A 23249-nucleotide genomic window follows, 5' to 3' on the forward strand; every position below is an offset into this window, starting at 1 on the left:
ACGCATAACGCGTACATTCTATCACAAAATATGATATACTGTTGTTGTATATAAAGGAGCGTTCATGTAATGATACTCGATCGTTTAACCACTCTTAGAAAAAAGAAAAAATGGTCTCTCCAGCATACGGCAGATCGCCTAGGTATCGCCAAAAGCACCTATGCCGGTTACGAATCTGGGTACCGACGACCTTCGCTTGAAGCAGTGAAGCGCCTGGCTGATTTGTATGATACGTCCATTGATTTTTTACTTGGTAGAACGGACGAGCCAGAGATACAACGTAAAATCTCTGACATCAAAATTGAACTGACGGAAGCAAAAGAAGGAACCATTCTTGTAGACGGCGTTCCCCTAAATGATGAAGAAATCAAACAGCTTGTTGCCTTTATTCGGGCGAAAAACACCCTAAAAGTATAAAAAACATAGAAAAGAGAGGCCCCTATTAATCGGGTGCCTCTCTTTCCTTTTTCAGCTGCTTAAGAATAAGGAGAAGACAGCTGACTTAATTCCTCTAACCGCCGCTTCGCTTCTTCTTTATTAAATGAACTATAATAGCGATAATTCTCATCATCTAAGATGCGGTAATGCTGACTGAGCACATTTTGCTGAAGACGAAATGTGCCTTTTTTGATAGAAGTCCGCCACCAAACCTTTCCGCCGATTGTCCGTTCCACCGATAGATGCAATTCATCATGTGCCACGACTTCCAGAATCTCAAGCGGATCATCCCCTAGTGTCCCTTTTAAAATGTCACTATCTCTGAATAATGCACATACGGCCGCCGTTTGCGTCCAGTTGAGGCGCAGCCTATTTTTTTCAACCTGATGCAAATGCCGTTTCGATAAACCAAGTACCTCAGCCATGCGGTCCTGCGTATAATTCTTTTCTTTTCGAATCCGTGTCATTTGTTCTGTGACGAGGTCGATTACCATCTCTTTATCCATCTCTCATCACCTCTCCGAGTGTTCAGTCTTTACTGACATCATACACGATTTCTTCGAAAAAGTGGCGCCTCATCCTTTAGAATATTGGCAAATACTATCTAATTGATCTGCTCTTCGACCTGACCATGCTGCTGTCTCCAATTCTCTTGGGCTGCCTGATTTAAATATGGATAGATCTCTTGTTTGACGGTTTGCTCGAATACTTCTTCATCTAAAATACTGTACGCTGGAATCTTGATCAATTTCCCATCCATTTTCCGAATGAGCACATCCATGAAGAGAAATCCCCTTACACTGTACCGATGCCTGCGCATATCAATGGATTGAATGTCATGAAAAGGGATCGTCCGCTCTCGATACAGTACAGCACCATTTTTTCCGCGCTGAATGCGAAAAATCACATTTCCCCTCTTCGTAAAAGCCGGCAGAATCATCAAAAAAGAGATCAAGCCATAGACAATGCCTAATAGTCCGCCTAAAAATAAAAACAATGTATAATTCGATTCAAATGTAAGAGCTTCTGAAAACAACCAAATACCAATGATACCGAAGCCGCCCGTTGCTAAGAATGCCCATACCCTTAAAAAGGCCCTGCTTCTCACTTCTATTACTTCACTTGGATTCAAGCGTCATTCTCCTTTTCTCCATTAGAATATAGAACGTAATCCGTCTCTATGAGCCGTCTCCACGCGAAATTCATTTTCTTTTATTCCCGACACAAGCCACGACTGTTTCTCACCTGGAATGACAAATAACATGGATTCCACATCAGGCGTATTATTTTTGTCGTAGACGACCTTCATGAGGGAGTCCATCTTTCCTTTTCTTGTCTGTACATCAGAAATAAATGCCTTCACAAGTTCTTCGTTCTCTGCTCGATGAAGGAAGGAGGACCACTCATTCTTCGCCTCACTTGCTTGCTCTAATAGCTTTTCAAATTCCTCTGCTTGCAGGGTGACGACAGGTGCAGGGTGATCACTCATCTGTATATTGAAAAAGGCAGTCACTTGCTCCTCTGCCTGCTGGTCATCTTTCAGTTTTTGAATCTGATGGACTTGTTGATCATAAAGTGTATGGTGCGCATATACGCCCATCTGTGTCGTGTGAAAGGAGGTACTGACTTCTTCATCTTCATCCCCAAATCGAGATGCCTTGACGGTGTGAGATGCATCATTCATCGCCTGGATGAAATGACGGTATTCCGCTTTATAACGATATTGTCTGTTTCGAAATTCAAGTACACCTTTTGCGAGCAAAGAGCGGCATGCAATTTCAAATAAAAACCCTAGGCGCTCGTCCTCTACATCAGGATAATAGGCTTCCTTCAAGGACATGCCCTGTTCAAAATAGCCTTCACTGTAAAAACTAAAGATGAGTTCCTCAATACTTAGACTTAGCTGATCCAACTTGATCTCTCCTTATCCAAAAGAAAATGCACCCTTAAAGAAATCGCCTGCACCTTTTATGAGCGAATCTGCGGTTTCTTTTGTTTTTTCTATCCCTTTATGTATCACCTGATTTGCCTGATCAATGGTGTCATTAACTGCCTTCACACCTTTACCCGCCAGCTCGAATGCTTGTTTCCCTTTATCCACGACCGCATGAATTGGGTCCTTTAATTTCACTGCAACCTGCTCAGCAAAGCCTGATGTCAGCTTGGCGACTTTTTCTCCTATAAATCCACCGACTGCGGAACCAATGGCTCCTCCAACGACGGTTCCAATCGGTCCTGCAAAGCTTCCAAGAGCTCCTCCGACAACGGCACCTGCGACAGACCCGCCAGCGATAAAGACCGTATTGTTCACTGCATTTCCAACAGCCTTCGCATTTTCACGCTTCAGGACTTCTGGCTGATCACCGAATTCTGCATAGTTCTCTGCAATTTTCAAACCACAGCCGACCGTTTCCGTTGCACCAGTGACTACCGTTGCAATGATGGCATTTCCTTTCGCGAATCTTGATCCATTTTTCAAAACAGACTTGATCGCAGCCGTGTCCTTCCAATTGATACTTCCTTTTGTAAAGTCACGGACACTGTTCGTGAATGCAACTGTATCGTCAGGATAAAATTTTGTGAATTTCTTATGGACCAAATCAGCCATCGACCAGTTTGATCGTTTTAATAATTCTTTATTACTCAGCCAAATCCTTGCTAGCCGGTCAAATCTCGTTCCTTCTACCCGGCTGGTCAGATCAAGCAGCAGCTTTGAATGCTGCGCTGCATAACGGCCATTGTCTTTAATGAAAGTCGTCATCCCAAGTCCATAGTATTTCGCCTGCATCATCACAATACCAGCTAAGCTCGTGAGTGTACCATATTGATCATAGATACTGTACAATTTCCGTAAAATATCGTCTGCTTCGACCATTTTATCTTTTGCATGACGAATCGTAATATCATCACTGCTCAATTTACTGATCAATGCTTGTCCTGCTCCCCATGCATCCCCGACGCCTGAAAAACAGCTACTATACCGAGGATCACAGCCTAAAATGAGACCATCCAGTTCACTATGTAAATCGCGGTGCTTCGTTTCAATGGTAGAAAGTTCGCCTACAACATCATTCGCAAGCCCTGTCAGCTGATCTGGATCAACCACTATGTCACGTGCCATCACATCATCTCCCTTCTTGGTTTCTTTCTCTCCGTTCTTCTCGTCTCTTTCGCTCAAGCTCTTCCATTCTGGCTATTTCAGCTTTCCGTTCCTCGATTTTGACCGCTGCATCGCGCAGTTCCTGACTTGTTTCAAGCAAGTCCTTTTCGAATTGATCATAGCGTGCCGTTGTTTCCTCAAAGCTTTGATCAAATTTATTCCTTGCTTCTCCCTGCCAGCCTGATCCTACTGCCTTGAGCCGATTCTCCAGCAGCTGCTTTGACTGCCGAATCTCATCAGCTGCTTCCTGAAACTTTTGAGCGAGTGCCAGCGTTTGACTAGAATCCAACTTTCGCACCCCTTTCTCCCAATTTAACGTACAAATGGATGATTTTATATGTCCTCATTATAAATAAAAAGACACCCAAAAAAATCACCCTAAAGAACCATTCAACACATCACCAAATGAAAGTAGGTCTTTTTCCTCTCTAATTGCCAGAGAAAGCCTTTCTTGTTATGAAGCGCATTCAAGACATGATAAAATGAACGTATTCTACAAAAGGAGTGACGTATACATGAAAGAGGAAATGATTCAGCGTTTCACAAGTTATGTGAAGGTAGATACGCAGTCGGATGCAGATAAGGAAAGCTGCCCATCGACTGAAGGACAGTTGAACTTAGCGAGACAGCTAGTTGAAGAAATGAAATCCATCGGGATTCAAGAAGTGACAATGGATGAAAACGGCTATGTCATGGGAACGATCCCATCTAACACAGACAAAGACGTGCCGACCATTGGCTTCCTGGCTCACATCGACACAGCTACTGACTTCACCGGCAAGAATGTGAAACCGCAGCTTCATGAAAACTATCAAGGCGGCGACATCACCTTAAATGATGAACTACATATCGTTTTATCTCCATCACAGTTTCCAAATTTACAAAAGTATCAAGGACATACGCTGATCACAACAGATGGCACAACCTTGCTTGGTGCAGATAACAAAGCTGGTATCGCAGAAATTATGACCGCCATGCATTACTTAATTGAAAATCCAGAAATCAAGCATGGGAAAATTCGCGTCGCCTTTACACCCGATGAAGAGATTGGCAGAGGGCCGCACAAATTTGATGTTGATGCCTTTGGCGCTTCCTATGCGTATACAATTGACGGAGGACCGCTCGGGGAGCTGCAATATGAAAGCTTCAACGCAGCAGGTGCGAAAGTATCCATTAAAGGAAACAACGTCCACCCTGGGACAGCAAAAGACAAAATGGTCAGCGCTGCGAAGATTGGGATGCTCTTCCATAACAAGCTTCCTTCTGATGAATCTCCGGAATACACAGAAGGCTACGAGGGATTTTTCCATCTCACGAAGTTTGTAGGAGAAGTCGAAGAAGCAGAGCTGCAATATATTATTCGTGATTTTGATAAAGACAAATTTAACGAACGCAAAGCACTATTTGAAAAAATAGCAAATGACTTAAAAGCCATTTACGGAGAAAACAGCATCAATCTCAAAATTCAAGATCAATATTATAATATGAGAGAAAAAATTGAGCCGGTGAAACATATTGTGGATATTGCCCATGAAGCAATGGAAAACCGCTCAGTGACACCTGTGATCGAACCGATCCGCGGCGGTACAGATGGCTCCCAGCTTTCATATAAAGGTCTTCCAACGCCAAACATCTTTACTGGCGGGGAAAACTTCCACGGTAAATATGAATTTATTTCTGTCGAGAACATGGTGAAAGCAACAGAAGTCATCGTTGAAATCGCCCGTCTATTTGAAGAAAAAGCATAAATATGTTTACAACCGTTCCTGTTCGGGAACGGTTTTTTAATAAAAGTTTACAATTTTCTGAAACTTTTATGACATTTATTCGTACTAATAGAGACAACCCCAGAAAAATTCTTCTTGACGAGTGCAATAACTGGAAATATAATAGTTAAAAACAACCAGTATTTTAGACCTAAATTAGCAGATCACCTAAACCTTAAGAACTAAACCGATTCTGCTGCATATTTTCAGTTATAAACAACACTCACCCTGTCTACACTTAAAGAATAGGATGAATTGGAGGAATGTCATATGATGATTTTATTGATTATCGCTTCACTTTGCTGCTACTTACTATTCTCTTTCAAAAAAGATAACCGCACACCAAAACGAAAAAGCGCAGAGCTTTCGGAGTTTGAAATCTTTCGTATGCGCCGCCACTACAACGGAAAACGCCGTCACCCACTAAACGATGCACCTAAACAAGTATAAATCTGAAAAAGAGCCTCATATGGGGCTCTTTTGTGTGAGTACATAAAAAAACGACCAGATTCATTGGTCGTTTTTCCTTTTATTTATACACCTTCGCAGGAACTTGAATCACAGGAATTCCTACATAGTAAGGTGAAATTTCATATGGCTGGAAGACAACAGCAATTCCCTTTTTCGTGAAGTAATACTGCGTGTTGTAGTTGATTTCAATGTCTCTTTTTTTCAGGTTCGCATAGAATTTACTTTTATGTTTCTTTGTATAGTTATAGACATAATCTCTCACTTTCGTACGCTTTTTCTTCGTTTTCACAACGTCTGTCAAGAACAGCTGCTTTGTCTTTTTCTTTGTCAACACATAGTTCATGCTGGAAACCATCGTATCCCCATGCATTCCACCATCATTCATGTAATCATAGTTTAAGATACTGAGCTTCTTCCCATTGTTAAATTTCGTTTTAAACGATCTCTCGTAAGTGATCTTCCCAAAGCCTTCCTTTTTCGCTTCGTCCTTTAAGAACAAGTACGTAGAATAAGAGAATGCGATATCTTCTTTTAAATCACGATTGATGGTTTTCATATGCGCCTTGCTTAGGTTTTTCACCTGTGCATATTTGAATGTTTTTTTCTTTTTATAATAGTGTGTGCTTACTTTTGCTTTTTTTGCTTGTTTGGCATCCGCAGATCCAACTGGCGCAAACAACGAAACAATCAGTGAAAAAATGATCAGACTGATCGTTAGGCCTTTTTTCATTGTCATAGTAAAAACCCCCATTTTTGTCTATTACCAATTGAGTATACCATGACAAAAGAACCAAAAAAAGCAGTATTTACATTTTATTCTTTCTTTTCCCACTTCGGGTTTGTTTACCGTTTTCATAAGTTCCTGTATGCTTAATGTAGAATGCTAGATGAAGTGTGGTGTTTATCATAGAAGAGAATATTTTTAGTCACATTCGGACGACGTTTCATAGTTTGTCTCCGACCCAAAAAAAGATTGCCAATTACATTTTAGAAAATCCTCAGAAAGTTGTGCTTCATTCCATTAGTGCACTCGCTGCTGAATGCAATACTAGTGAAACGACGATCTTTCGGTTTCTACGAAAAATTGGCTATGAATCGTACCAAGTGTTTCGTGTCCATGTCGCACAGGATATTGCAACCAATACGCCTCAATCCATATACGGTGAGATCGAGGCATCCGATAGTGTAGCTGACATTAAACATAAGGTCATAGAGTTAACAACAAACTCTATTCAAGATATGAAGCATATATTAGAAGACCAAGCCGTCACACAATTCATTGAACAAATGAAGCAGGCACATAAAACCGTCTTCTTTGGAGCCGGTGCATCCAGCTTTATTGCTGGAGATGCTTATCATAAGTTCCTCCAGATTGGTTTTGAAGTGAGTCTATGCAGTGATCCGCATATGATGAACATGATTGCTACTCACGCCACGGAACACGATTTTATCGTTGCGATCTCCCATTCAGGAGAGAGTAGAGAAATTCTTGATGCCGTGCAATTTGCTAAAGAAAAGGGAGCAAAGGTTGCCTCTATCACCAGCTATCCGAAATCAGAGCTCGCAAAGCGATCTGACTTTCATCTGCTCAGTTCTTCCAGGGAGACAACCTATCGATCTGACTCTATGATCTCCCGTATTAACCAGCTTGTAATCATTGATGTACTATACGTCGCCGCTGTTTTAGAACTAGGATCAGATGCCATTGAAAACGTGAAACAATCTCGATTAGCCGTAGCTAAAAATAAAACATGAACGCAAAAGGCCGGAGCTGATTCCGGTCTTTTTTTGTGACTTTTCTCATATTTTCCGTTGACACGTTCCTATCACGTCATGTACATTAAATGAATAATAGTTTATTTCCTACTATTAAAACAAAAAGATAGTATATATACTAACAAAAGAAAAAGAAAGCGCTTTTTATAAGGGTTTTCTATATAGGAGGCGTTCAATGTGACAAAGAAAATTGGATTCATTGGATTAGGTATTATGGGAAAGCCTATGGCACTCAACCTATTAAAAGCCGGTCATACTGTGACTGTTTTCGATCTAAATGAGGAAGCGATTCGAGCGTTACAAGAAGCCGGAGCAAAAGGTGCTGTTTCAGCAGCTGATGCCGCTTCTGAAAGCGATATCATCATCACAATGCTTCCTAAAGGAGAGCATGTAGAGGCAGTTGTTGCAGGTGATCATGGCATTTTAACTACAGCTAAACCTGGCACTGTTGTCGTAGATATGAGCTCAATTTCCCCTGTTACTTCTAGAGCTTTAGCTGCTCTTACAAAACAGCATCAGGTGGAATTTATCGACGCACCTGTCAGCGGCGGAGAACCGAAGGCAATAGACGGAACACTTGCCATCATGGCTGGCGGCGAAGAAACCATCTTTGAGCAAGTGAAGGATGTCCTGCTTGCGATGGGCACAGAGGTCGTATTAGTTGGCACAAATGGAAGCGGAACAACAGCGAAGCTCGCCAATCAAATCATCGTCAACTTAAATATTGCCGCTATGTCCGAGGCGCTCGTTCTTGCCGCTAAATCGGGCATTGCCATTGACAAAATGTATGAAGCCATTCGCGGCGGGCTGGCAGGAAGTGCCGTTCTCGATGCAAAGGTCCCTCTCATCTTAGAACGAAACTTTGAACCAGGCGGACGTATCGACATCAACTTAAAGGATTTAACCAATGTGATGGAAACTGCTCATGATATCGGCGTTCCTCTCCCGCTTTCTAGCCAGCTGCTTGAAATCTTCCACGCCCTCAAAGCGGACGGAAAATCTGGGCTTGACCATGGCGGCATCGTTCAATATTACGAAAAAATGGCTCATGTCGAAGTGAAGAAGGGATGAGATGGTCATGAAGAAAAGCACTGACATACTGAATGCCATTCCGAAAGCGGATGCAAAGATCATTCAATCAGCATACGAACAAGCACTGAACAGCTTTCATCATAAAGTCATTGTATTAGATGATGATCCAACAGGGATTCAAACCGTACATGGCGTCTCTGTTTTCACCGATTGGTCAGAAGAAAGCATCGAAGCCGGTTTTCTTGAAGACAGCCGCATGTTCTTTATTTTGACCAATTCTCGCAGTATGACAGAGAAGGAAACGACTGCTGTGCACGAAACAATCGCTTCCACAATTGTGAAGGTAGCGGAACGGGTTGATCAGAATTTCATTATTGTCAGCCGAGGAGATTCCACTCTTCGTGGACACTTTCCTCTGGAAACTGGAGTACTCAGAACCACGATTGAACAACAAAGCTCACGCCAATTCGATGGAGAAATCCTTCTTCCTTTTTTCCAAGAAGGTGGACGCTTGACGATCAACAATATTCATTACGTCCAAGAAGGACACGAATTAATTCCTGCTGGTGAAACAGAATTTGCACGAGATCGCACATTCGGCTTTCAGTCATCTCATCTCGGAGAATGGATTGAAGAAAAGTCAGACGGTTCGTTCACGAAAGAGAACACCACCTACATTTCGTTAGATGATCTACGGGCTTTACGAATTGATCAAATAAAAAAACAGCTCATGAGTGTGACCGATTTTAAAAAGGTGGTTGTAAACGCTGTGGACTATGACGATGTCAAAGTCTTTGTCACCGCTCTCATTAAGGCCATTCAAGCAGGAAAGCAACTCATGTTCAGAAGTGCGGCGGCACTTACAAAAGTTCTTGGCGGTATAGAGGATCGTGCCTTATTAACAAGACATGACTTGATACAAGAACAAAGCCCGCACGGTGGTCTCATTATGATTGGTTCTCATGTGAAGAAGACAACAGATCAATTAAAAGCGCTTCAACAAAATAAAGAGGTAGCTTTTATTGAATTTAATACACACCTCGTGCTGGAGCCTGAAGCATTTCAACAAGAAATTGACCGCGTGATTCAGCAAACCGAGGCATTATTAGCATCTGGTCAATCTGTGGCGGTTTATACAAGAAGAGAACGGCTTGATCTTGGGGATGATCGTCAGGAGGAAGAATTAAAGCTCTCTGTAAAAATTAGTGATGCTGTGACAAGCATTGTCCAGCGTCTCACAATTCGCCCTAAGTATCTCATTGCCAAAGGTGGCATTACCTCCAGCGATATTGGAACTAGAGGACTTCACGTGAAACGCGCAACTGTGGCAGGGCAGATCAGACCAGGCATTCCCGTTTGGCAAACAGGCGAAGATAGCAAATTCCCTTTCATGTCTTATGTGATTTTCCCGGGAAATGTTGGTTCAAGGGATACGTTAAAAGAAGCTGTAGACATACTTGAAGGATAAAGCATAGGGGGCGTTTTCGCGCTCCCTTATGCACCACAAAGGAGGAAAGATCATGTCGTTAGTGTTTATCGGACTTGGCGTTTTATTATTGCTTTTACTCATGGTTGTCTTTAAGTTAAACGCTTTCATATCTTTGATTATTGTTTCTTTAATTGTTGCTGTTTTAGAAGGAATGTCACCACTTGAAGCGATTGCTTCCGTCGAAAAAGGACTCGGCAGTACGCTCGGTCACCTCGCACTCGTTCTCGGTTTTGGGGCGATGCTTGGTAAATTGATGGCTGATTCTGGCGGAGCTCAGCGTATTGCAATGACACTCATTGACCGATTCGGTATTGGAAAAATTCAATGGGCAACGATGCTGACGGGATTTGTGATCGGAATTGCTCTATTTTATGAAACCGGATTCATTATCTTAATTCCACTAGTCTTTACGATCGCACAAGCTGCAAGACTACCTGTGCTTTATGTGGGTATGCCGCTCGTCGCTGCACTCATCACCACACATGGCTTCCTCCCTCCTCACCCAGGGCCGACTGCCATTGCAAATGTATTTCAAGCAAACATGGGACAAACCTTATTAGTTGGGATAATTTTAGCGATTCCTGCTGTTTTAGTAGGCGGACTTCTCTTTACGAAACTATTTAAAAAAGATCAGTTGCACGCACATATTCCAAAGAACTTATTTAATCCAAAGGAATTTACAGAAGAAGAAATGCCAAGCTTCGGCATTAGCATTTTCACCGCTGTTTTGCCTGTATTGCTCATGACATTCAGAGCAGTTTTAGAAATTTTCTTCCCGTCCTCCCCATTACTGCCAACCGCTGAGTTTTTAGGTGAACCGGCGATTGCACTGTTAATCTCCGTGCTTCTTGCTATCTACACGTTTGGACTTGGCAGAGGCAAGAGCATGCAGGATGTGATGAAGTCGATCACAGATTCTATCGGTTCTATTGCCATGATTTTATTAATTATTGCAGGTGGCGGCGCCTTTAAACAGGTGCTCATTGATAGCGGGGTTGATCAATACATTGCAGGAATCATGCAAGGAAGCACGCTTTCTCCACTGCTTCTCACCTGGTTGATTGCTGCGGTCCTTCGTGTATCTTTAGGATCAGCCACCGTCGCCGGTCTCACAGCGGCTGGCATTTCTGCTCCTTTGATTGGATTGACAGGTGTGAGCCCAGAATTAATGGTGATCGCAACAGGTGCTGGCAGTATTACGTTCTCTCACGTGAATGATGCGGGTTTCTGGATTTACAAAGAATACTTTAACCTGTCCATGGCCCAAACCTTTAAAACGTGGACATTGATGGTGACCGTTCTTTCACTTGTCGGACTAGCGGGTGTTCTCGTCGCTGATTTGTTCATGTAGAAAATTAACTGTAAAAACCATTGACTTTCTCTCGGAAAAGTTGAATAATTATGTTTATTAAGAAAATTGAATCAAAAGGTAACCTTATTAAGAGTGGTGGAGGGACTGGCCCTGTGAAACCCGGCAACCGCTGTTCCTCGGAACAGAATGGTGCTAATTCCTTAAGCAAGCAGATGCTTGTTTGAAGATAAGGCAGAGTTCTCTCAGTATATGATGCTCTTCCTTATCCAAGGAAGAGCTTTTTTATTTGATTTTTAACCTGTAGAAAGAAGGGATTCAGCATGACACAAGTACAAAGCATTGGAAAGAAAACAACGAAACCGCCATTTCGCGCAGATCAAGTAGGCAGTTTACTTCGTTCAGAACGTATCAAGGAAGCACGCAAGCAAAAAGCAGACGGCACACTGACAGCAGAGCAGCTCCGACAAATTGAAAATGAAGAAATCACTCGTATTGTTGAGAAGCAAAAGGAAATTGGATTAGAGGTTGTCACAGATGGCGAATTCAGACGTGCTTGGTGGCATTTTGACTTTCTTGAGGGGCTCGATGGGGTCGAAGGATTTGAAGCAGATCAAGGTATTCAATTCCACAATACGACGACAAAAGCACGGGGCATCAAGGTAACGGGCAAGATTGATTTTACAGATCATCCAATGCTGGAGGATTATCGATTCCTTCACAGCATCGCTGGGGATCATACGGCTAAAATGACGATTCCAAGTCCGAATATGCTCTTTTTCCGTGGAAAGCTTGAAGAAGGAGTATACGACAGCCTAGAGGCATTCCACCATGATGTGGCACAGGCGTATAAGAAGGCCATCCGTGCTTTTTATGATGCAGGCTGCCGCTACTTGCAGCTGGATGATACAGCATGGGCCGTGTTCTTTTCTGAAAAAGGGCATGAACAAATCAAAGCCTTTGGCCGAGAAGAAGATGAACTGCGTGAGTCATTTGCGAAAACAATCAATGAAGCAGTTGCCGATCGTCCAGAGGATTTGGTGATCACTATGCACATTTGCCGTGGTAACTTTAAATCGACGTGGGCAGCTGAAGGCGGTTATGAAGCAGCGGCAGAAACGATTTTTGACGGCTTAGATCTGGATGGTCTCTTTTTAGAATTCGACGACGATCGTTCTGGCGGTTTTGAACCCCTTCGCTATGTGAAGAACCCAAACCTCCAAATCGTACTAGGGCTTGTCACTTCAAAATATGGTGAGCTTGAGCCTGCTGAACAGATTAAAAAACGAATCAAGGAAGCAGCTCAATACGTTGACATTAACCAGATTTGCTTGAGTCCGCAATGCGGGTTCGCCTCAACGGAGGAAGGCAATTTGTTAACAGAAGAGCAGCAATGGGAAAAGCTTCGTCATGTGATTGAGATTGCAGATCAAGTGTGGACTTCATAGTCCCCTTGACGAAAAAAAGACAAACCGCAGTATGAACGGTTTGTCTTTTTTCTTTTATGCATCTAAATGATTACCATTTGTCGCAATCACTTGTTTATACCAATCGAAGCTTTTCTTTTTCTTTCTATCTAATGTACCTTTTCCTTCGTTATCACGGTCGACATAAATGAAGCCGTAGCGTTTTTTCATTTCAGCTGTTGATGCGCTGACAAGGTCAATTGGGCCCCAGCTTGTATAACCCATCAAGTCTACTCCGTCTGCAATGGCTTCTCTCGCCTCTAGCAAATGGCTTCTGAGGTAATCAATTCGGTAATCGTCTTGAATGGAACCGTCTTCTTCTACTTGATCGACAGCTCCCAATCCATTTTCTACGATAAACAATGGTTTTTGGTAGCGGTCATATAGTTGGTTTAGTGTTGTACGAAGTCCTTTTGGATCAATTTGCCATCCCCAATCACTTGCTTCTAGATAAGGGTTTTTCACGCCTTCAAATAGGTTACCACCAGTCACTTGTCCAAGAACCTCTGGATCTGTACTTGTCACAAAGCTCATGTAATAGCTGAAGCCAATATAGTCCACTGTATGGTTTCTTAGGATGTCTTCATCACCATCTTGGATCTCAATATGAATTCCATTTTCGCGGAAGTATCGTTTCATGTAACCTGGGTAGTAGCCTCTTGCCTGTACATCTGAGAAGAACAATGTTTTACGATCTTGATCAATCGCTGCAAACATATCTTCTGGTCTTGAGCTGTACGGATAAGTTGTCATCGCTGCGATCATACAGCCGATTTTCGCATCAGGAATGATTTCGTGTCCTGCTTTGACAGCTAAAGCACTTGCAACAAATTGGTGATGCGCTGCTTGATATTGAATGCTTTTCTCGTCTTCGCCCTCTTCAAATACAAGTCCGCCACCAGTGAAAGGCGCATGTAACACGACGTTGATTTCATTAAAGGTCATCCAATATTTCACTTTGTCTTTATAGCGAGTAAACAACGTTTTCGCGTATGTTTCATAAAGATCGACAAGCTTACGGTTTCTCCAACCGCCGTAGTTTTTCACAAGTGCAAGCGGCATTTCATAATGAGAAATCGTGACAACTGGTTCAATTCCATGCTTATGCAGTTCATCAAATACTCTGTCATAAAAAGCAAGGCCTGCTTCATTTGGTTCAGCATCGTCGCCATTTGGGAAAATACGTGGCCAAGAAATGGATAGTCTGAAGCATTTGAATCCCATTTCTGCAAAGAGTGCAATATCTTCTTTATAGCGATGGTAGAAGTCAATCGCATCATGATATAAGTTCAAGTCTTTCATTGATTCATCGAATGGATGCATAATCCCGTGCGGTGATACATCAGCTGTCGATAAGCCTTTTCCATCTTTATTATAAGCACCTTCAATTTGGTTGCCCGCAACAGCGCCGCCCCATAAGAAACCTTTAGGAAATGTTTTTTCTAACTTGTTCATGTTGAATGCCCTCCTCGTTTTCTTCTACACTGACTGTGAGCAGTGTCTCTTGTACTGAAATCGTGCCTTCTGTTTTCGCATCAACTTGTGCAAAATCGTTTGTGTTGGTCACAATAATTGGTGTGGTGACATCATAGCCTTCTTGCTGAATGCCCTCGATATCAAATTCAACGAGCACATCTCCTGCTTGAACAAGATCACCTGACTCTACATGACTTGTGAAATGTTTTCCGCCGAGCTTCACCGTATCAATTCCAACATGAATGAGAAGCTCAGTGCCTTGGTCACTCTTTAAGCCAATGGCATGTTTCGTTTGAAAAATGGTTTCAACCTTGCCGTTGAATGGTGCTACTACACGTCCAACTGCTGGGACAATAGCTGTACCTTTACCCATGATTTCATTAGAGAATGTTGCATCATTTACTTGATTTAGCGGCTTTAATTGACCTTCAAGCGGGCTTTGTACCACTTCATTTTGAAGTGCTGCTGTGTCTTTCTTTTCTTCTGGTTTGTCTGCTTTTGTATCATCTTTCACTGGTACATCTTTGAATCCTAGAACAAGTGTCATGATCGTTGCTGCGACAAAGGCGATTACTAAGCCGATGATAGAGTAGACAAATGTTGGGCCAATGAATGTCGGGAGACCCGGGAGACCTGCTGATCCAGATATCACATATGATTTTACTTTAAAGATTGACATGAACACGCCGCCTGCTGCTGCACCAATGAGGGCTGCAAGGAACGGTTTTTTCAATCGCATGTTCACACCATACATAGCAGGTTCAGTAATACCCATTAATGCAGTGATACTTGTAGACATCGCCAATGATTTGAATGTTTTGTTTTTTGATCTTAAGAAGACACCGAATGCTGCGCCTGCTTGTGCCATATTTGCTACAAACATCATTGGAAGAATGAAGTCAAAACCGTTTAACGTAATGTTGTTGATCATGATTGGAAGTAGTGCATAGTGCATGCCCGTAATGATCAATGGTGACATGAAGCCGCCGATCAAGAGTCCGGCCAAAATACCTGCATGTTTGAACAATAAATCAATTCCACCTGAAAGGCCATTTCCGATAATCCCACCAAGCGGTCCTACTGCGATAAGCATAATTGGTACTACGACAAGAAGTGTGACCGTTGGAACAAGGATGATCTTTAATGATTTTGGGCTATATTTTTCCGCGAATCTTTCAACATATGAGCCGAGCCAGATGGTGAGTAGAATCGGAATGACCGATGAAGAGTACACAACGGCAACCACTGGTAGCCCTAGAAATTCTGTATTTCCTGCGCCTAGTAAAGCCGTTAACTGCGGGTGCAGTGCGGCAGCTGCAATGGCAGCGGCGATATACTGATTTGTGCCAATTTTTTTAGCTACGCTTACAGCAAGCAGAATCGGTAAGAAGTAAAAGGCTCCGTCGCCGATAGCTGTTAAAATTGCATATGTGCTGCTTTTATCCGATATCCACTGGAACGTAAGCATGAGTGCCAAGATCCCTTTGATCATACCGGCACCAGCAATGGCTGGAAGAATCGGTGTGAAGACACCAGAGATAAAATCGAAAAGCTTAGATATCACATTTTGTTTTGATGCTTCTTCTGTACCGCCTGACTTTACATCTGTTGACAGTCCTGAGTCAGCAATCATCGCTTGATAGACATTTGAAACATCATTGCCAATAATGACATGATATTGACCTCCGCTTTGATTCACACCCATGACGCCGTCTGTTGATTGCAGCTTCTCCTTATCCGCTTTGCCTTCATCGTATAAGTTGAAGCGAAGTCTTGTCATACAATGCGTGACTTGCTTAACATTCTTTTCACCGCCGACAAGCTCTAGAACTTCTTTTGCTGTTTGTTTGTGGTTCATTGTATTACCCTCCAATCGTTGATTAAATCATGATATAGAAAAAACCTAAACATCCATTAATGTCCGAAAAATAGCGATTCAGACATTAATCGATATTTAGGTTTTGCCTGCTTAACCAGTAACAATCCTTCATAGCGATTGATCGTTATTTAATTTTTATAAGTCTTTGGATATAAAAAAACCTAAATCATGCCTTATCAAAGATAGGGACAATGATTTAGGTTTTGCCTGCTTGACCAGTAACAATCCTAAAAGATTGTGGGTTATGTTGTTTATAGTTATAAAGTATCATGTTAATTTTATGATGTCAACGCTTTCTTTTTAAATTTATTTTCTTTTTATCACTCTGTCGATATGCAAAGTTAAATATAGCATCTCATCTTCTATGAGACTTCGGTTGTGTTCTTTTTGAACATAATCGTTAATTTTCTCAGCACATTGGAAAGCTGCAGTGTTTTTCTCTTTTACGACCTCATACAGGAATTCATTCTGATTTTCCATTTGTGTTTCGTTAAACAGACGCTGTCCAAAAAACTTCAAATGCGTGACAAAACGGAAATAGTTTAATGATTCCTCGTCTAAATCAATTTGAAAGTGATACTTGACGATATTTAAAATATCTTGAATGAGTTTGGTAATTTGAATCACGTTCGGCATTTCTTCATTGAGCTCTGCATTGACAATGTGCATCGCAATAAAACCGGCTTCATCCTCAGGAAGATGAATGTTGAGCTTGTCCTGAATAATCCGAATCGCTTCTACACCACACATAAACTCATCTTTATACAACCGCTTAATTTCCCAGAGCAGGGCATTTTTGATGTCCATTCCTTTTTGATGACGTTCAATAGCAAAGGTGATATGATCTGTCAGTGTCACATAGATACTGTCATTCAAATTTTTATTAAGGGTTGTTCTCGCATGATCAATAATCGCCTCACACACTTGCATATACTCGATTGGAATATCATAAAGCAGGGTTTTGAATTTTTCTGATATATCTTTATTTTGAATGGAAAATACTTTCTCAATACGTTCTTCGTCAATCGGGTCGCCACTTTTCTTTTGAAAAGCGATCCCTCTGCCCATAATGACCAGCTCATGCTGCTCGTCATCATACGCACTGACCACATTATTATTGATTACTTTCGAAATGATCAATTGATACCCCCCAGTACATTCCGCTTTTTCGAGCATCTCATTGTTGATTGATATGTCATGTTATTATTATTTTCAAAAAAGAGGACTTTAAGATGATTTTACATTTTTTTTTGATACGGTCAACTAGAAAGAATGACATATTACCTCTCAAAAATGACGAAATAGGGGCAAAAAAGTCTAAAAACATACACAAAAACACTCTATAAAGAGTGTTTTTTACAAAATTAGGAGCAATCCCAATTATAGACGACATTCTCGAAATTTTTTCGTTTGAGGTCTTCTGGTTTGATAAAAAAGTTGGCGATTCCGCAATCTCCCCACAACATGTCCACTTCATCATCTGAGTCGATTTGTAATAACAGAACGGTATGTTCCTGGTCTTCGTAGGTACGCGGGTCCTCTTGTGTAAAGCCTGGATATCCACCCAATTTGTGACCAAAGCCACTCTCTGTCTCATAAAATTCATCTAACAAGGCATCTGCTTCATCTCCATCAATACCTTCTATATCTTCGAATAGGTCCCAGCTTCGCTTACCTGTGATTTTCTCAAAGCGGAAATCTTCTACACTAATCGTTTCACTTGATCGTTCACCTGTAATGGCGCCTTCCTTCGTTACAGGAAAATAAAAATCATCAGGAATTTTCACAAAAGAAAAATCAGTCAACAACTCTTCTTCTGCCAAGAAAGGTTCCTCAATAAATTTGATCCGAAAATCTTTTTGCTCTGTTTTTTGGTCAATATTCATCCCATAAAGATCATCATGCACAGAAATAAAAATTTGCAGAAGTCCTGTTTCTGGATAATCCTTCAGCTTCGGCAGCTGGCCAAAATTAATTTGTGCCAAAAGCTTCATAGGGTGTCCTTCACCATCAACTGGATATTCATCGTTTTTAGGGAAGTAAGGATCACCTGCAATTTTGCTGTCGTATGGTCCTGTTTTTCCTTGTTTCATCTTTAGTTGAATCGTTGGCTGTTCCGTTTGATCTAACATTTTACGGTAAGGTGCTATGATTTCTTGTAGCTTCGCTGATTGTGTCACGATGGTCTTCCTCCTTATGAATAGGTCTACTGACCAGGGTAGTATCTCTTTTTCTATCATACAAAAGTGTACACTGCCTGTCAGCGATCAATCGGTCAATATCCTAACAAGTTCCTTACCTTAAAACGAAAAAAACCTCCGATTGATCTGGAGGTTGTGGTCGATCTATTTTTTATTTCACTTGATAATTCACTAAGTCTTCTGCGAGTGATTTCATCGTTTCATTTGTTTCATGAAGACCTTCAATAATTTTTGTGAACGTGCCTACAAGCTCTGCTTGATGCTCAGAAGAAGCGACAATTTGTGCTATTTCTTCTTCCATTCCTTTAATCGACCCCTGTACATCTTTTAGCGCTGTTTCAATATCAGTCGTCGCTTGTTTGGCGTGAGTTGACAGCTTTCTCACTTCCGTTGCGACCACTCCGAATCCTGCTCCTGCTTCACCTACTCTTGCAGCCTCAATTGATGCGTTGAGTCCAAGTAAGTTCGTTTGATCAGAGATACCTTTGATAAGATTGGACACTTGATTGATTTTAGAGGAATTTTCTACAGTGGTTTTCGTGTTTTGTAGAATTTGTTCACTTGTCGCTTGTAGTTCCTCTGAATGTGCAGCAACTTGCTGTACCATTGCGACTAGTTTTTCGGAAGCTTGGTTGCTCTCTGTCATGATGTCATCTAATCGTTGTTGATTGGTCTGATCATAGGCAACGCAGAAAGCAGCGACTACTTGACCCGCTTCATCTTTAATTGGAACGGCTACAATATCCATTGGAATCCCGTATACTTCTTTCGGAATTTGGATAAACGATGGCTCTCTCCCATTTTTCAACATAGAAAAGTTTTCGAATCCTGGAGCTACGATATCTCCAGCTTTAAACCCTAGGTCAATGTTTCCGTGTTGCTGATAATAAAGAACCTTCTCTTTCCCTAAAACAGAAAAGGTTAGTTGCTCTCTCATAGCTAGTCCAATGATTGGTAAAGCGTCTATTATGTTATCAATTTTCTGTGACATTCGCTCACGTTCATCCTCTCTTTTTCTCAGTACATTCTCTTTATCGGTTCGTTATAAGATCTATTACAGCCTGTAATGTGTACTAATATCAATCAAATGACCTAAGACATATAAAAAGCCCACATTCTATCAAGAGAATGTGGGGGGTTTTTAAGAAAAAGACATGCATATCAAGACACTGATAACGATGAGCAAAAGATACATATAGTCGATCCATGAAGTGCTGATGACATGATAATACGTCCGCTCCCTCTCACCCGTGAAGCCTCTTGCTTCCATCGCAATGGCCAAACGTTCTGATTTTCGTACGCCCTGTGTAAAAAGTGGAAGTGCATAACGCATAAAGGCTTTCCAGCTGTTTTTTTGCTTATAGCCTCTGATTTTATGTGCCGCCTTCATTTGCTTTAATTCACTTTGAAATAACGGAATAAACCGGAAGCCAGCAAGCATTCCATACGCCCATTTTGGCGACATTTTGCACTGATGAATGAGGCTCATCATAAATGCTGTCAAATCTGTTGTGGACGTAAACAAAAGACCGAATGTCACAAAGCCAAGCATTCTGAGAGCGATGGTGAGTCCATTTCTTAAACTCTCCTCTGTCATATGAAACCATGCCCATTTCCAAACAGTATGATCCCCCTTGCCAAAGGCCGCCATCATCCAGAACACGAGAATAAAAAAGAGCAGATAAGGGACAAGTCTTGTGAAAAGATACTTCAAATTCCATCCGCCTAAGACAAGTCCAACACAAAGTGCAAACAGCCAGATGATGAAGGTTGTTTTAGGATCAGATATCGCCATGAGACAACACATCGCAAGCAGATGAGCGAGTAATTTGATGACTGGATTCACAGTGGAAAGAAAGGAGTGATTACTTTGCAATCGTCAGCACATCCTTTCTTTCAGCCACATAGCGATAATGCAGCGGGGCTCTCAGCTGATAAGCATCGACAAAGTCCTGATTTGAAAACAAATCATAAGGCGTGCCATCATACACATGCTTTCCTTGATGAAAAAGAAGCACTTGATCGGCACACTCATCGACAAGGTCCATATCATGTGTGACCATTAAAATTGTGGTACCTTGGCGTTGACGCTCTTTCAAGCGCCTGATTAATTCCTTCGCTGTTCTTTCATCCTGTCCGAAAGTTGGTTCGTCTAACAATAGGACATCCTGATCAAAAAGGAGCATTGTGGCCACACTCAACCTTCTTTTTTGACCTAAGCTTAAAGTGAAAGGATGAGCTTTTGCATGTTTTTCTAAACCGAACTCTTTCAACAGCTGAATTGTTTTTTCTTGCACAACGGATTCTTGCCAATTACGCTGCCTTCCACCAAATGCAATTTCATCGAACACTGTATCTTGTATGAATTGAAGCTCCGGATTTTGAAACACAAAGCCTGCCTTTTCATATAGTTCTCGGTCTGACCACTTTTTAAGGAGTGTCTCTTTTAAAAAAATGTGGCCTTTTTTCGTTGGCTCTAAACGAACCAAATGTTTAAGACATGTGCTTTTCCCGCTTCCATTTTCCCCAATGATCGCCACCCAATCCCCTGCTTTGATATCAAGCTGAAGATCACTCATAATCCTCTTTTTCCCGTAGCTTAATTGAAGATCTTCTGAACGAATGATGGTCTCCCGCTTAGTCGACGGCACTTTTTCATTCTGCTTCTTTCTTGCTTCAAAGGTTTGCATAAGCTTGTGACTCATTGGATGAAATGGATCTTGAAGGATCGTAGACCATTTCTCGGGAAATAATTTCGGCCTCCAAATTCCTGCCTCTTTCATTTCTTTTTCATATGTCGTCAATACATCTTTTGGAGACCCATCTGCTAAGATGCTGCCTTGATCGTCTAATAAAATCACCCGGTCCATCCATTCAATGACACCATCTAGCACATGCTCTACAAAAATCATGGTTTGTCGCTGATCAGCTGCAAGCTGCTGTAGAAGCTGAAATATCTCCATTCTTCCTGCTGGATCAAGCTGTGCGGTCGGTTCATCAAAGAACAGCACATCTGGCTCTAACGCTAGTAAACAAGCAAGCGCCAATCGCTGCTTCATGCCGCCAGATAATGTGTGGATGTCTGTATTCGGATCGACATCAAGTTGGACTTTTTGCATGAGCTGCTGAATGATGCCATCCATCTCATCACGAGGGACAGAACGGTTCTCTAAGCTAAAGGCAATTTCTTCATTGACGCGATGCATACAAAACTGGGAATCAGGGTCCTGAAACATGACGCCTGTATGTCTTTGCAATATCACTTCGCCCTGCATGTCCGCTTCTAAATGTTCTGGAATGATGCCAGCCAGAACGGAGATGAGCGTGGATTTACCGCTGCCGCTTGGCCCTAAAATAAGCACCTTTTCTCCTTTTTGAATGGAAAGAGAGATTTGATGCAACACGGGCTGAGGCTGTTCATAAAAACGGACAGTGAGATTATTGCACGCGAGAAATGAATCCATGCTGTTCACCTTTGTTTCGTTTTTCTTTCATGATGGCATATTGATTCAATACACCGGTTTTAGATAATGCGTCCACCACTACTTTTGCTAAACATCCGCCCAGTATCATTCCGCTGATGATTTGAGTCATCAGTGTGATGAGTAAAACTTGAGGCGTGTAATAACCAAAGCCATTCGCAACGAGGCTGTAAGCCATTGCTCCAACAGCTGCAAAGGCACCTGACAGCATCAGTGTCCACATGCGATATCGTTTATAACCAAAAAGAGCAAAAGCAATTTCTGCCCCAAGCCCTTGGCATACACCAATCAGCAGGGCTGCAAGACCGAAGTGGCTGCCTGTTAGTAATTCCACTGCGGCAGCGGCTGTTTCTGCAATCAGGGCAGCTCCCGGCTTTTGGATGATATACGCTACGATTGGACTGGCAATTACCCAAATGCCAAACATGATGTTGCCTCCTGCTGGGCCAACAAGTGCTGTAATGGGTAAGTAAAGTGTGGACCACCCTAAATAGATGACACCACATGCTACGGATAAAATGACAGCAAGGACAACTTCCTTCATCTTCCATGTCATGATGAATGCACCTCCAATGGAACTGGCCAATCTTCCACCGTAAACGCCATATCCCAAAACTTGTACTCAAGCTGACAGCTTAAGATAAAGTGCTGTTTCATTTTTTCCTTTTCTTTCTCACTTGCTGCTTCCGCCAGCTGATCGAGCCGCTTGCAAAGCTCTACTGTAATAGAGTCGGTTAAACCTCCATAAAACGTGATCCACTCATAAAACGGATGTGAAGGGTCAGGCTGCACATCTGCGAGCATTCGTTTCCCGATTTCCCAATATGTCCAAGGGCATGGAAGCAGGACAGCGATGATTTCTCCAAGCGTGCCTTCCTTGGCAACTTGCAGCATATGATGAATATAGTGATGAGCACTCGGAGCAAGCGGGGCACCTTGGAGCTCATCATATGATACACCTGCCACTCGGCAAAGATTTTGATGAGGGTGTGTCTCACTATCTAGTACAAACGCAATCTGCTGATGGAAAAAGGCAATATCTCCTTTGTCTGTACATCTGCTAAGAGCCGCTGCATAAATTTTAATAAAAGCATGTAAATATTCTGCATCTTGTTTGACGTAATGAATGATCTGTTCCTTTTCCAGCTTTCCTGCTGCCAGCCCTCTGACAAACGGATGCTGATAAATGGCTTCAAATAATGGTTCTGTTTCTTCTCTTAATTGCGCTGAAAACGTCATAAAAAAAGCCTCCTCTTCTTCAGTTGAATATATGAAAAAGCCACCCCAAATGGAGCGGCCTTCTT

The 23249-nt window shown here is 42.0% G+C and carries 23 protein-coding genes and 1 riboswitch; of the genes, 8 read left to right on the forward strand and 15 right to left on the reverse strand.

The window, feature by feature from the left end; genetic code table 11:
* Positions 1-69 precede the first annotated feature (69 nt).
* Positions 70-417 carry a helix-turn-helix domain-containing protein gene (locus tag QRN39_RS14705; RefSeq protein ID WP_003214932.1) on the forward strand — a complete coding sequence of 116 codons (348 nt, stop codon included), beginning with the start codon at positions 70-72 and terminating at the stop codon, positions 415-417.
* A 59-nt stretch (positions 418-476) separates the two neighbouring features.
* Here the strand turns inward: QRN39_RS14705 and QRN39_RS14710 are convergent, their stop codons facing one another.
* From QRN39_RS14710 to QRN39_RS14730, 5 genes are all read right to left on the reverse strand, one after another.
* Complete coding sequence (locus QRN39_RS14710; RefSeq protein ID WP_003214797.1) at positions 477-944, reverse strand: helix-turn-helix domain-containing protein; 468 nt, start codon at positions 942-944, stop codon at positions 477-479.
* 98 nt (positions 945-1042) lie between these two features.
* Complete coding sequence (locus tag QRN39_RS14715; RefSeq protein WP_050944560.1) at positions 1043-1570, reverse strand: YfjD family protein; 528 nt, start codon at positions 1568-1570, stop codon at positions 1043-1045.
* 21 nt (positions 1571-1591) lie between these two features.
* Positions 1592-2350, reverse strand: coding sequence for a hypothetical protein (locus QRN39_RS14720; protein WP_284907511.1), 759 nt, complete (start codon positions 2348-2350; stop codon positions 1592-1594).
* A gap of 12 nt (positions 2351-2362) precedes the next feature.
* Positions 2363-3559 (reverse strand): DUF6861 domain-containing protein, encoded by a 1197-nt coding sequence (locus tag QRN39_RS14725; protein WP_251190621.1) that lies wholly within the window; start codon positions 3557-3559, stop codon positions 2363-2365.
* Between the two features lie 4 nt (positions 3560-3563).
* Positions 3564-3887: a WXG100 family type VII secretion target gene (locus QRN39_RS14730; RefSeq protein WP_212045718.1), complete on the reverse strand. Its 324-nt coding sequence runs from the start codon at positions 3885-3887 to the stop codon at positions 3564-3566.
* Positions 3888-4113: 226 nt separating this feature from the next.
* On the opposite strand from QRN39_RS14730, the gene pepT reads away from it, so the two are divergent.
* Positions 4114-5346 carry a peptidase T gene (gene pepT / locus QRN39_RS14735; protein WP_253622016.1) on the forward strand — a complete coding sequence of 411 codons (1233 nt, stop codon included), beginning with the start codon at positions 4114-4116 and terminating at the stop codon, positions 5344-5346.
* A gap of 288 nt (positions 5347-5634) precedes the next feature.
* Entirely contained in the window at positions 5635-5814 is a 180-nt protein-coding gene (locus QRN39_RS14740) for a hypothetical protein (protein ID WP_003215411.1), read from the forward strand.
* A gap of 79 nt (positions 5815-5893) precedes the next feature.
* Here QRN39_RS14740 and QRN39_RS14745 read toward each other — a convergent pair whose 3' ends face one another.
* On the reverse strand, positions 5894-6571 hold the full coding sequence (locus QRN39_RS14745; RefSeq protein ID WP_050944564.1) for a DUF3298 and DUF4163 domain-containing protein: 678 nt from the start codon (positions 6569-6571) through the stop codon (positions 5894-5896).
* A 161-nt stretch (positions 6572-6732) separates the two neighbouring features.
* Here QRN39_RS14745 and QRN39_RS14750 point away from each other — a divergent pair, with 161 nt between their 5' ends.
* The 5 genes from QRN39_RS14750 to QRN39_RS14770 all read left to right on the forward strand — a co-directional run bounded on the left by QRN39_RS14750 (position 6733) and on the right by QRN39_RS14770 (position 12889).
* Entirely contained in the window at positions 6733-7590 is an 858-nt protein-coding gene (locus tag QRN39_RS14750) for a MurR/RpiR family transcriptional regulator (RefSeq protein WP_199852792.1), read from the forward strand.
* Between the two features lie 198 nt (positions 7591-7788).
* Entirely contained in the window at positions 7789-8682 is an 894-nt protein-coding gene (gene garR / locus QRN39_RS14755; RefSeq protein ID WP_003215219.1) for a 2-hydroxy-3-oxopropionate reductase, read from the forward strand.
* 7 nt (positions 8683-8689) lie between these two features.
* Positions 8690-10111 carry a four-carbon acid sugar kinase family protein gene (locus tag QRN39_RS14760; protein ID WP_284907514.1) on the forward strand — a complete coding sequence of 474 codons (1422 nt, stop codon included), beginning with the start codon at positions 8690-8692 and terminating at the stop codon, positions 10109-10111.
* Positions 10112-10163: 52 nt separating this feature from the next.
* The gene (locus tag QRN39_RS14765; protein ID WP_065099236.1) at positions 10164-11483 is read left to right on the forward strand and encodes a gluconate:H+ symporter; all 1320 of its coding nucleotides are present in this window, start codon (positions 10164-10166) and stop codon (positions 11481-11483) included.
* Between the two features lie 81 nt (positions 11484-11564).
* Positions 11565-11677, forward strand: a riboswitch (SAM riboswitch).
* A gap of 87 nt (positions 11678-11764) precedes the next feature.
* Positions 11765-12889: a 5-methyltetrahydropteroyltriglutamate--homocysteine S-methyltransferase gene (locus QRN39_RS14770; RefSeq protein WP_253622014.1), complete on the forward strand. Its 1125-nt coding sequence runs from the start codon at positions 11765-11767 to the stop codon at positions 12887-12889.
* 54 nt (positions 12890-12943) lie between these two features.
* Here the strand turns inward: QRN39_RS14770 and bglH are convergent, their stop codons facing one another.
* From bglH to tenA, 9 genes are all read right to left on the reverse strand, one after another.
* Positions 12944-14362: an aryl-phospho-beta-d-glucosidase gene (bglH, locus tag QRN39_RS14775; RefSeq protein WP_137054176.1), complete on the reverse strand. Its 1419-nt coding sequence runs from the start codon at positions 14360-14362 to the stop codon at positions 12944-12946.
* Positions 14334-16241, reverse strand: coding sequence for a beta-glucoside-specific PTS transporter subunit IIABC (locus tag QRN39_RS14780; protein ID WP_106029439.1), 1908 nt, complete (start codon positions 16239-16241; stop codon positions 14334-14336). Before QRN39_RS14780 ends, bglH begins: the two co-directional genes overlap by 29 nt.
* A gap of 327 nt (positions 16242-16568) precedes the next feature.
* Complete coding sequence (licT, locus tag QRN39_RS14785; protein WP_058013317.1) at positions 16569-17402, reverse strand: BglG family transcription antiterminator LicT; 834 nt, start codon at positions 17400-17402, stop codon at positions 16569-16571.
* Positions 17403-17626: 224 nt separating this feature from the next.
* Positions 17627-18442, reverse strand: coding sequence for a YwqG family protein (locus tag QRN39_RS14790; protein ID WP_003215325.1), 816 nt, complete (start codon positions 18440-18442; stop codon positions 17627-17629).
* Positions 18443-18614: 172 nt separating this feature from the next.
* Complete coding sequence (locus QRN39_RS14795; protein ID WP_106032041.1) at positions 18615-19454, reverse strand: methyl-accepting chemotaxis protein; 840 nt, start codon at positions 19452-19454, stop codon at positions 18615-18617.
* 150 nt (positions 19455-19604) lie between these two features.
* Positions 19605-20339, reverse strand: a complete 735-nt coding sequence (locus QRN39_RS14800; protein ID WP_106035748.1) for an energy-coupling factor transporter transmembrane component T family protein — start codon at positions 20337-20339, stop codon at positions 19605-19607.
* Positions 20329-21927, reverse strand: a complete 1599-nt coding sequence (locus QRN39_RS14805; RefSeq protein ID WP_137054173.1) for an ABC transporter ATP-binding protein — start codon at positions 21925-21927, stop codon at positions 20329-20331. Before QRN39_RS14805 ends, QRN39_RS14800 begins: the two co-directional genes overlap by 11 nt.
* Positions 21902-22501, reverse strand: a complete 600-nt coding sequence (locus QRN39_RS14810; RefSeq protein WP_050944573.1) for an ECF transporter S component — start codon at positions 22499-22501, stop codon at positions 21902-21904. Before QRN39_RS14810 ends, QRN39_RS14805 begins: the two co-directional genes overlap by 26 nt.
* Positions 22498-23184: a thiaminase II gene (gene tenA / locus QRN39_RS14815; protein ID WP_050944574.1), complete on the reverse strand. Its 687-nt coding sequence runs from the start codon at positions 23182-23184 to the stop codon at positions 22498-22500. The genes QRN39_RS14810 and tenA overlap by 4 nt, the downstream gene beginning before the upstream one ends.
* Positions 23185-23249 lie beyond the last annotated feature (65 nt).

Source organism: Bacillus sp. lyk4-R2A-2 (assembly GCF_030209735.1).
In the GTDB taxonomy this organism is placed as follows: Bacteria; Bacillota; Bacilli; order Bacillales; family Bacillaceae; genus Bacillus; species Bacillus pumilus.

Bases quoted from the DNA above. Each gene is read 5' to 3' on its own strand.
- QRN39_RS14705 (WP_003214932.1), top strand. From the start codon at position 70: ATGATACTCGATCGTTTAACCACTCTTAGAAAAAAGAAAAAATGGTCT.
- QRN39_RS14710 (WP_003214797.1), bottom strand. From the start codon at position 944: ATGGATAAAGAGATGGTAATCGACCTCGTCACAGAACAAATGACACGG.
- QRN39_RS14725 (WP_251190621.1), bottom strand. From the start codon at position 3,559: ATGGCACGTGACATAGTGGTTGATCCAGATCAGCTGACAGGGCTTGCG.
- pepT (WP_253622016.1), top strand. From the start codon at position 4,114: ATGAAAGAGGAAATGATTCAGCGTTTCACAAGTTATGTGAAGGTAGAT.
- QRN39_RS14740 (WP_003215411.1), top strand. From the start codon at position 5,635: ATGATGATTTTATTGATTATCGCTTCACTTTGCTGCTACTTACTATTC.
- QRN39_RS14745 (WP_050944564.1), bottom strand. From the start codon at position 6,571: ATGACAATGAAAAAAGGCCTAACGATCAGTCTGATCATTTTTTCACTG.
- QRN39_RS14760 (WP_284907514.1), top strand. From the start codon at position 8,690: ATGAAGAAAAGCACTGACATACTGAATGCCATTCCGAAAGCGGATGCA.
- QRN39_RS14765 (WP_065099236.1), top strand. From the start codon at position 10,164: ATGTCGTTAGTGTTTATCGGACTTGGCGTTTTATTATTGCTTTTACTC.
- QRN39_RS14770 (WP_253622014.1), top strand. From the start codon at position 11,765: ATGACACAAGTACAAAGCATTGGAAAGAAAACAACGAAACCGCCATTT.
- bglH (WP_137054176.1), bottom strand. From the start codon at position 14,362: ATGAACAAGTTAGAAAAAACATTTCCTAAAGGTTTCTTATGGGGCGGC.
- QRN39_RS14780 (WP_106029439.1), bottom strand. From the start codon at position 16,241: ATGAACCACAAACAAACAGCAAAAGAAGTTCTAGAGCTTGTCGGCGGT.
- QRN39_RS14795 (WP_106032041.1), bottom strand. From the start codon at position 19,454: ATGTCACAGAAAATTGATAACATAATAGACGCTTTACCAATCATTGGA.
- QRN39_RS14805 (WP_137054173.1), bottom strand. From the start codon at position 21,927: ATGGATTCATTTCTCGCGTGCAATAATCTCACTGTCCGTTTTTATGAA.
- QRN39_RS14810 (WP_050944573.1), bottom strand. From the start codon at position 22,501: ATGACATGGAAGATGAAGGAAGTTGTCCTTGCTGTCATTTTATCCGTA.
- tenA (WP_050944574.1), bottom strand. From the start codon at position 23,184: ATGACGTTTTCAGCGCAATTAAGAGAAGAAACAGAACCATTATTTGAA.